The sequence below is a fragment of the Streptomyces sp. CO7 genome (genome assembly GCF_053474865.1).
On sequence record NZ_JBRIOU010000006.1, the window covers coordinates 266,134 to 274,738 of the forward strand.

At 74.6% G+C, this 8,605-nt stretch carries 11 protein-coding genes and 1 riboswitch; of the genes, 4 read left to right on the plus strand and 7 right to left on the minus strand.

Annotated elements, in window-relative coordinates; translation table 11 throughout:
• The 3 genes from ACOV8S_RS22655 to ACOV8S_RS22665 form a co-directional block, all read right to left on the minus strand.
• Window positions 1–186: hypothetical protein (locus ACOV8S_RS22655; protein ID WP_448319823.1), on the minus strand; the 186-nt coding region annotated here is incomplete at its 3' end.
• Between the two features lie 107 nt (window positions 187–293).
• Window positions 294–1,667: an alkaline phosphatase PhoX gene (locus ACOV8S_RS22660; RefSeq protein WP_448319825.1), complete on the minus strand. Its 1,374-nt coding sequence runs from the start codon at window positions 1,665–1,667 to the stop codon at window positions 294–296.
• Window positions 1,668–1,748: 81 nt separating this feature from the next.
• A complete protein-coding gene (locus ACOV8S_RS22665) occupies window positions 1,749–2,441 on the minus strand; it encodes a class I SAM-dependent DNA methyltransferase (RefSeq protein WP_448319827.1) in 693 nt (230 codons plus the stop codon).
• A 234-nt stretch (window positions 2,442–2,675) separates the two neighbouring features.
• A riboswitch (guanidine-III (ykkC-III) riboswitch) is annotated at window positions 2,676–2,739 on the plus strand.
• A 34-nt stretch (window positions 2,740–2,773) separates the two neighbouring features.
• On the opposite strand from ACOV8S_RS22665, the gene ACOV8S_RS22670 reads away from it, so the two are divergent.
• Window positions 2,774–3,091, plus strand: coding sequence for a DMT family transporter (locus ACOV8S_RS22670; RefSeq protein ID WP_448319829.1), 318 nt, complete (start codon window positions 2,774–2,776; stop codon window positions 3,089–3,091).
• 46 nt (window positions 3,092–3,137) lie between these two features.
• Here ACOV8S_RS22670 and ACOV8S_RS22675 read toward each other — a convergent pair whose 3' ends face one another.
• Both ACOV8S_RS22675 and ACOV8S_RS22680 read right to left on the minus strand, forming a co-directional pair.
• Window positions 3,138–3,881, minus strand: coding sequence for an ABC transporter permease (locus ACOV8S_RS22675; RefSeq protein ID WP_448319831.1), 744 nt, complete (start codon window positions 3,879–3,881; stop codon window positions 3,138–3,140).
• Between the two features lie 2 nt (window positions 3,882–3,883).
• On the minus strand, window positions 3,884–4,837 hold the full coding sequence (locus ACOV8S_RS22680) for an ATP-binding cassette domain-containing protein (protein WP_448319833.1): 954 nt from the start codon (window positions 4,835–4,837) through the stop codon (window positions 3,884–3,886).
• A 106-nt stretch (window positions 4,838–4,943) separates the two neighbouring features.
• Between ACOV8S_RS22680 and ACOV8S_RS22685 the strand changes: the two genes are divergently transcribed.
• Together ACOV8S_RS22685 and ACOV8S_RS22690 are read left to right on the plus strand one after the other, a co-directional pair.
• On the plus strand, window positions 4,944–6,170 hold the full coding sequence (locus ACOV8S_RS22685) for a sensor histidine kinase (RefSeq protein ID WP_448319835.1): 1,227 nt from the start codon (window positions 4,944–4,946) through the stop codon (window positions 6,168–6,170).
• A gap of 14 nt (window positions 6,171–6,184) precedes the next feature.
• Window positions 6,185–6,847 carry a response regulator gene (locus tag ACOV8S_RS22690; protein ID WP_448319837.1) on the plus strand — a complete coding sequence of 221 codons (663 nt, stop codon included), beginning with the start codon at window positions 6,185–6,187 and terminating at the stop codon, window positions 6,845–6,847.
• An 85-nt stretch (window positions 6,848–6,932) separates the two neighbouring features.
• Here the strand turns inward: ACOV8S_RS22690 and ACOV8S_RS22695 are convergent, their stop codons facing one another.
• Together ACOV8S_RS22695 and ACOV8S_RS22700 are read right to left on the minus strand one after the other, a co-directional pair.
• Window positions 6,933–7,133: a DUF2191 domain-containing protein gene (locus ACOV8S_RS22695; RefSeq protein ID WP_351115934.1), complete on the minus strand. Its 201-nt coding sequence runs from the start codon at window positions 7,131–7,133 to the stop codon at window positions 6,933–6,935.
• A gap of 46 nt (window positions 7,134–7,179) precedes the next feature.
• On the minus strand, window positions 7,180–7,887 hold the full coding sequence (locus ACOV8S_RS22700; protein ID WP_448319840.1) for a carbon-nitrogen hydrolase family protein: 708 nt from the start codon (window positions 7,885–7,887) through the stop codon (window positions 7,180–7,182).
• 116 nt (window positions 7,888–8,003) lie between these two features.
• On the opposite strand from ACOV8S_RS22700, the gene ACOV8S_RS22705 reads away from it, so the two are divergent.
• Window positions 8,004–8,605: hypothetical protein (locus ACOV8S_RS22705; RefSeq protein ID WP_448319841.1), on the plus strand; the 602-nt coding region annotated here is incomplete at its 3' end.

The following is an 8,605-nucleotide window of genomic DNA, read 5'->3' on the forward strand; positions in this document are numbered from 1 at the left end:
TTGGTGGGCAGCGTCCACCGTGATCTCCAGCCGTACCGGAGGGCCGCCGGACCGGCCGGCGTCCGTGCCGGGGACGCCCGCCGTGGCGGAGCCCGCCGTCATGCGGAAGGTGAGGGAGGAGCAGCACGCGGTCTCCCGGTCCGCGAGGTCCGCGCCCCGTTCCCCGAGACCGTTTCCGCCCGGCATCCGCCGCGACCCGTGCGCCGCGGCCCGTGCGCCGCCGCCCGTGCGCGAGCGGGGCCGCAGCGGCCCGGCCGGGGGCGGCCCGTGGAGCCGCCCCGGCCGTGTGGGCGCTACCTGCGCCAGGGGCCGGTGACCGCGAAAGTGGTGCCCGGGTCGTAGCAGTTGACGTACATGGTCCCGCCGTCGGGCGAGAAGGCGACGCCGGCGAACTCGCCCCACTCCGGGGCCTCCTCGGTGCCGATGTTCTGGGCGTTGCGCGCCATCGTGTACACCTGGCCGCGCCGCGTCACGCCGAAGACGTGCTGGCCCCCGCTGCCGTCCTCGCAGACCATCAGGGAACCGCCGGGCGCCAGACAGATGTTGTCGGGGGAATCGCCCGGCAGCTGGACGTCCGACCCGGGACCGAAGACGATCACCAGGGTGAGGCGGCGGGCGCCCGGGTCGTAGCGCCACACCTGGCCGTGGTGGTCGGCGCCCGATCCCTCGCCGGTGCGGGCGTAGGAGGAAACGAAGTAGACCGAGCGCCCGCCCCAGTAGCAGCCCTCCAGCTTCTGTCCGCGGGTGACGCCGCCGGGGCCGTAGTCCTGCAGGCGGGTGGGGGTCTGCGCGGCCAGCGGGTCGGGGACGTCCACCCACTCCACGCCGCCGAAGCTCGCCCCCGGCTCGTCGACTACGGACAGGTCGGGCAGGTCCGGCACCCGCATGGCCTGGAGGCGGCCGCCGGCGCGCAGCGACCCGAGGCGGCCCTCGGGCCGGCGCGGCAGGAAGCGGTAGAACAGGCCGAAGGGGGCGATGAAGGCGTCCTCGGTCTCGTAGACGATGCCGTGGACGGGGTCGACGGCGACCGCCTCGTGCTGGAACCGGCCCATCGCGGTGAGCGGCACCGCGCCGCTGCGCCGCGGGTCGGCGGGGTCGACCTCGAAGATGAAGCCGTGGTCCTTGGCGTAGCCGGCGACCCCCGCCTTGTCCTCGGTCTCCTCGCAGGTCAGCCAGGTCCCCCAGAGCGTGGGCCCGCCGCTGCAGTTGACGGCGGTGCCGGCGATCGCGACCCGCTCGTCCACGACGGCGCCGCCGGGGCCGTCCAGGGTGAGCAGGGTGCAGCCGCCCTTGGCCGCCGGGTCGTAGGTCAGGCCGTCGACGGTGGGGACACCGAGCGCGGCGGTGACACGGTTCTCGTGGTTGCGGACGAGGTGGACGCCGCCCTTCCGGCCGGGCAGCGCCGTCATGCCGTCGCAGTGGGAGGGCACCGGGCCCTCCCCGGAGCGCAGGGCGTCGCCCTCACGGGAGAGCACCCGGTAGCGGAAACCTTTCGGCAGGTCGAGCAGGCCGTCCGGGTCGGGCACCAGCGGGCCGTACCCGTTCTCGGTGAGCGGCAGGGCGGAGGCGGCCGACGCGGAGAACAGCTCCGCTACGGCCCCCGAAACCACGATGCCCGCTCCGAGTGCACCGGAGCGGGCGAGCATCTGACGTCGTGTGGCGGACATGAGCGACCTTCCTGTTGGCGGACAGGACTGTGATCAGCCGTGTGTACCACGTCACTCGGGCGCTCGGGAACCACGCCTTTCTCATCGGCGCGGCCGGTCCTCCCCCGGCAGGCGGTGGGCCAGGACGTAGCCCTGGGGACCCCGTTCCTGCTCGTCCGGTTCGCGGACCAGCTGTGCCTCCACGGTCAGTCCCGCCCGGGCCAGCAGCCGCTCGACCAGTTCGGGCCTGGCCCAGTGCACCTCGAGGGAGAGGTCGTGGCCGTAGGCGTGGGTGAGGTTACGGCGCAGCGCTCCGGCCTTGAACGCGAGGAGCATCGTGCCGCCGGGGGCCAGGACGCGGTGGAACTCCTCGAACAGGCGCGGGAGTTCCTCGGGCGGGGTGTGCACGGTGGAGTACCAGGCGCACACGCCTGCCAGCGCGGCGTCCTCCATGTCGAGGGCCGTCATGTCGCCCACCTCGAAGCGCAGCGCCGGGTGGTCCCGGCGGGCGACGCGGATCATCTCCGGGGAGAGGTCGACGCCGAAGACGTCGAGGCCGAGCCGGTGGAGGTGGGCGGTGACGCGCCCGGGGCCGCAGCCGAGCTCGGCGACCGGCCCGCCGCCCCGGGCCAGCACCCGGTCGGCGAAGGCGGCGAGCATCGCCCGGTCGAAGGGCTTGTGCGACAGCTCGTCGCAGAGCAGCGCGGCGTAGTCCTCGGCGACGGTGTCGTAGGACGCGCGGGTGTCCTGCAGGCGCGCGGAAGAGCTGTCCGGTGCCCACTTCGTCTCGGTCATGGCGGGCCATCGTAGTGTTCGGCACCCCTTCCCGTGACCGAAATCCGACTCTGCGTGCGATCGGCCGGCGGACGCCCGCGCACACCCTCCGTGACCTGCCCCGCACGGGCGTCCGGGCGGTGCGGGCACTGGAGCCGCGGACGCGCACCGCCCCGCAAGCACTCGGGTTCGGACGTCGTCCGTCACCTTCCGGCAAGGGCTGCGGCCCTGGCGCGCCGGGCGTGTTAGCCTCGGCCACGGTCGCCCCGCGCGGCCCCGGACGAGGACGCCGTACCCGGTGAGGACAAGACGGCGTACGACCTCTGTCGCCTCGTCCGAAGGGTTTTACCGCCGTGTCCGCCTGGCTCGTGCTCATCGTGTCCGGACTGCTCGAAACCGTCTGGGCCGTCGCCCTGAACGCCTCGCGCGGGTTCTCCCGCCTTGTCCCCTCCCTGGTCTTCGCCGTCGCCCTGCTGCTCAGCATGGGCGGGCTGGCCTTCGCCATGCGCTCGATACCGATCGGTACCGGTTACGCGGTGTGGGTCGGCATCGGCGCCGTCGGCACCGCGCTCTACGGGATGTTCTTCCTGCACGAGCCCGCCACCGCCGCCCGGCTGATCTGTCTCGCCCTGATCGTGGGCGGGGTGGTGGGGCTCAAGTTCCTGCATTGACGCCCGGCGGCCGCTGACGCCCGGCGGCGCGCCGCCGCGCGGGCGCTCAGGCGTCCCGGCGGCGCACCGCCCACCAGCCCGCGGCCAGCGCCGCGGCCGCCCACAGGGCGGTCACGCCCAGGCCCTCCCAGGGGCCGAGCGGCCCCATCGGGGTGTCCCGGAAGAAGTGGCTGCCCGCCCGGTCGGGCAGGTAGGCGCCGATCCCGCCGGCCGCGTCCCCGAGCACGAAGGAACCGACCAGGACGAACGGGACCAGGATGCCCAGCGTGCCGACCGCGCTGCGCAGCAGGAAGGTGAGACCGGTGGCGAACAGCGTCATCAGCACCAGGTAGACCGCCCCTCCGACACAGGCCCGCAGCACTCCCGGGTGGTCGAGGCCGATGGCGTGGTCTCCGAGGAAGGACTGGCCGACGAGGAAGGTCACGAAGGTCGTCGGGACGCACACCAGCAGGGCGGTGACCGCTATCACCCCGGTTTTCGCCCCGTACAGGAGTCCGCGGCGCGGCACGGCCGCCAGCGACACCCGCAGGGCGCCCTCCCGGTACTCCGACGACACGGCGGTGGCCCCGTAGGCCAGCGCGGCGACCTGCGCGAAGTTCAGGGTGTAGAAGGCCTCCTTCGCCTGCTGCCCCCCGTCGGCCGCCTCGGCCTCGCCGATGGTGGAGTACGTCAGGACGGTGAGGGCCGTCGTGACGAGGAGGACGGCCAGCAGGGAGCCCCAACTGGCCCGCACCGAACGGATCTTTATCCACTCGGAGCGGAGCACGGGTGCGACGGTCGCGACGGACATGGTCAGGCCTCCTGAGGGCTGGTGGTGGTGCGCGGGGACGCGGCGGCGAACTGGGCGGAGGCGGAGGTGAGGGCGAGGTAGGCGTCCTCCAACGACACGCGGAGGTCGGTGAGTTCGAGGACGGGTATGCCCTCCTTGGCACTCACCGCTCCGACCTCCTCGGCCGTGGCGCCTTCGACGGTCCAGCGGCCGTTCTCCGCCTCGCGCATCGCGTGGCCCCGGGCGGCCATGCTCGCCCGCAGGCGTACCGGGTCACTGGTGCGGACCCGGACCCGCGCGGCGGAGTTGCGGTCGATGAACGCGTGCGTGCCGACGTCAGCGAGCAGCCGCCCGCGGCCCAGCACCAGCAGGTGGTCGGCGACGGCGGAGGTCTCGTTCATCAGGTGGCTGGACATCAGCACCGTGCGGCCCTCCCCGGCGAGCCGGCGCAGCAACTGCCGTATCCACACGAAGCCCTCCGGGTCGAGGCCGTTGGTCGGCTCGTCCAGCATCAGCACGGGCGGGTCGCCGAGCAGGGCGGCGGCGATGCCCAGGCGCTGGCGCATGCCGAGCGAGAAGGTCCTGACCCGGCGCCCGGCGACCGGGCCGAGCCCGGCCTCCTCCAGCACCTCGTCGACCCGGCGCGCCGGGATGCGGTTGCTCGCCGCGAGGTGGCGCAGGTGGTCGCGGGCGGTGCGCGAGGGGTGGGCGGAATGGGCGTCCAGCAGGGCGCCGACGGTGCGCAGCGGGGTGGCGAGGGTGGTGTAGTCGCGGCCGCCGACGGTGGCGGTGCCGGAGGTCGGGCGGTCCAGGCCGAGGACCAGGCGCATGGTGGTGGACTTGCCCGCGCCGTTGGGGCCGAGGAAGCCGGTCACCCGGCCGGGTTCGACGGTGCAGGTGAGGTCGTCCACCGCTCTGGTCACCGCTCGGCGGGCGCCGTACTCCTTGGTCAGGGCGGTCAGCTCGATCGTGGTCATGTCCCCAGCCTGCCGCCGGGAGGGTGCGGGGCCATCCCCGGCCGGAGGGGTTCGTCTCCCCCATGCGGGGGAGGGCCCGCGGCGGTCCCTCTGACAGCATGACCGGGTGCCTCGTCTCCTTCGGCCGCTGACCCGCGCCGTCACCTACACCCGGTGGCTGCACATGGTGGTCACGGTGATCCTGCCGCTCGTGCTGGCCCTGGTCTTCCCCGGGCTGGTGGACCCCACCCCGGCCGACTGGCTGCTGATCTACCTGCAGCCGGCGCCGCTGCTGGTGCTGCTCGGCGTCCTGGTCCCGGCGGTCCGTACCGCCGAGGGGCTGCAGGCGCGGCTGATGCTCTTCCCCGGCCCGCACGCCAGGGACGGGTCGGGCAGGGCGGGCGACGACCACGGCGTCTCCGCCGCGCCGTCGGCCTCGTGGCACGACCGGATGCGCACCGCGGTCTGGCTGGCGCTCCGGCTGGAGGTGGGGTGCGCCGTCGCGCTGGTGTCCAACCTGCTGGCCGGCCTGGGCCTGTCGCTGGTCGGGGCGGCCTTCGGCGACCCGGGGGTCTCCTCCGCGTTCCGGATGCCCGGCACCGCCTGGTGGTACGGGCTGCTGGCCGTGCTGGACCTGGCCGTGCTGCTCGCCTTCGTCACGGCGGCGGGCGCGCTGATGGCGCGGGCGGCCAGGGCGCTGCTGGGGCCGTCCGCCAAGGAACGGCTGGCCCGGCTGGAGGAGCGGACCGAGCAGTTGCTGGAGCGCAACCGCATCGCCAGGGAGCTGCACGACTCCATCGGACACGCGCTCACCCTGGCGGTGGTGCAGGCGGGGGCGGCACGGGCCGCGGGCGACGCCCGTTTCACCGAGCAGGCGCTGGGCGCCATCGAGGAGACCGGCCGGGCGGCGCTGGAAGACCTGGAGCGGGTGCTGCTGGTGCTGCGCGACCCGGAGCGCCCGGCAGGCTCCCGGCCCGGCCTGGGAGAGGCGGACCGGCTGCTGGAGTCGGCCCGCTCCTCGGGCGCCCGGGTGGACGCCGAGGTGGCGGGACCGCTGGACACCGTGTCGGGGCCCGTCTCCCGGGAGGGGTACCGGATGCTGCAGGAGGCCCTGACCAACGCGGTGCGCCACGCGGGGTCGCTGCCGGTGGGCGTGCGGCTGGCGGTGGAAGGGGCCCGGCTGCGGATGGAGGTCCGCAACCCGCTGCCCGAAGCGGGGGGAACGGCCGGGCTGCGCGGCGGCGGCACCGGCATCCGCGGCATACGGGAGCGGGCCGCGCTGCTGGGCGGCGAGGCGTCCGCCGGGCCCGAGGAGGGGCTGTGGGTGCTGCGGGTCGACCTGCCGACCGGGTGATCTACGCTGTGCCGATGCCGCTCACCGTGCTCCTGGTCGACGACGAACCGCTCGTGCGGATGGGCCTGCGGGCCGTGCTGGAGGCCGGGCCGGGCATCGAGGTGGTCGGCGAGGCGGCGGACGGCGCCGCGGTGATCCCGCTGGTGCGGAGCCTGCGCCCGGACGTGGTGATGATGGACGTGCGGATGCCGCTGATGGACGGCATCGAGGCGACCCGCGCGGTGCTGCGGTCGGTCGACGATCCGCCGAAGATCCTGGTGGTCACCACCTTCGAGAACGACGAATACGTCTACGGCGCGCTGCGCGCGGGCGCGGACGGCTTCCTGCTGAAGAGGGCCCGGCCCGCCGAGATCGTGGGCGCGGTACGGGTGGTGGCCGAGGGCGACTCGCTGCTCTTCCCGGCGGCGGTACGGCAGTTGGCGGCCGAGTACGGGGCGACGAGCGGCAACGCCGAGGCGCGGGCCCGGCTGGAGCGCGCGGAGCTGACCGAGCGGGAGGCGGAGGTGCTGCGGCTGATGTCCCGCGGCCTGTCCAACGCGGAGATCGCCGGCCGGCTGGTGGTGGGCACCGAGACGGTGAAGTCCCATGTCAGCGGGGTGCTCGCGAAGCTGGGCGTGCGGGACCGCACGCAGGCGGTCATCGCCGCGTACGAGTCGGGGTTCGTGTCCCCGGGCTGAGGCGCGGGGCGGCCACCCCGGGCCGAGGCGCGGGGCGGCCGATGCCTTCGGCGCGCCGGCCCCATTTCGCCTCCGGAACCGGGGCTCAGCCCTGGGGATCCTGCGGCTTGGCATCGATCTCCCGCAGCCGCTCGTCCTTCAGCTCGGTGCGCGCCTCGGTGCGGTGGCCGCGGGCGATGTAGTCGCGGACCACCAGTTCGACGGCGTCCTGCGGGGAGCCGGCCCCGGAGAGGACCATCACCTCCACGACGAGTTCGGCGTCCAGGCTGACGGCGACCTTGGCCATGGCTCTCCCCCTGTCCACCCGCCGGGCGGCGGGCTCCGTCCGGACTCTAGCCGTTGCCGCGCGCGGGAACGACCGCCCTGGCGAAGTCGCCGGGCAGGTCGCTCGCCTCGGCGAGGAGGGACCCGTCGGCCGCCCAGACGCCGGATCGTCCGGAGGTGCGGTCGAAGCCGCTGCCGGTGGGCCCAGCGAAGGCCGCGGTGGCGACCCAGACGCCGTGGGCGGCGGCGGCCCGGCGGGCCCGCTCGCCGTGCACCTCGGCCTCGGTGTCGGAGTGCACCACGCCTGCCACGTAGCCGTCCATGCCGAGGGCGGCGGTGGCCGCCGCGTGCTCGGGCAGTCCGGTGTCCCGGCAGACCGCGAGACCCAGCCGGACCCCGTCGACCTCGAGCACCGTCGGCCGGCCGGGCTGGAAGCGGTCGGCCTCGGCACCGTACAGATGCGTCTTGCCGTACACCACCCGGGCGCCGTCGCCGTCCACCGCGAGGACTCCGATGTGCGGCCCGGGGACCGGTGCGCCGACCAGGGCGAGGGTGCCTGTCCCGGCGCACGCGGCGACGATCGGGGCCAGCCGCTCGTCGTCCGGCCCGACCAGGGCGGCGTCCAGTTCGTAACCGGTCAGGGAGAGCTCGGGGAACACCACGACCCTCGCGGCCGCCGCTCGCACCGCCTCGGCGTGGGCGAGGGCGTTGCCCGCCACGTCGTGGGCCACGGTGCGCGGCTGCGCGACGGCGATGCTCAGCGGTCCGCCGGTCATGGGGGTCCTCCCTGGTCGTCGCCGCTCGTCGGCGTGATCATCATATGGCCCGGCCGGTGGCGCCGACGCGCCCGCGGAACCGGGAAAGAGCGGACATGTCGACATAGAGTCCCGTCATGGGTCACTGGCTGTACCGGAACATCGTCGAGCCCGGCAAGCTCCCCCTGCTGCTCGCCCTCACGGCCTTCGTGGTCACCTTCGCGGTCACCCGGCTGGTGACCCGGATGATCCGGGCCGGCCGGGGACCGTTCCGCAACGTCGAGACCGGCGGCGGCGTGCACGTCCACCACGTGGTGCCCGGGGTGGTGCTCACTGTGGCCGGCGGTTTCGCCGCGGTCGCGAGCGGCGACCACGGGTTCGGCGCCTGGGCCGCCGCGGTGGTCTTCGGGGTGGGCGCAGGACTGGTGCTGGACGAGTTCGCGCTGATCCTTCATCTGGCGGACGTCTACTGGTCGGAGGCGGGCCGCAAGAGCGTCGAGGTGGTGGCGATCACCGCAGCCCTGGCCGGGCTGCTGCTCGCGGGGTTCCTGCCGTTCGGGGTGGACGGCCTCGACGAGGGCGACCGGGAGGGCCGGGGCACCGTGGCCGTCACGGTCGTCGTGCACTTCGGCCTCGCACTGCTGGCCCTCGCCAAGGGCAAGGCCCGGGTGGCCGTCTTCGGCCTGGTGGTGCCGTTCGTCTCGCTGGTGGGCGCGGTCCGCCTCGCCCGTCCCGGCTC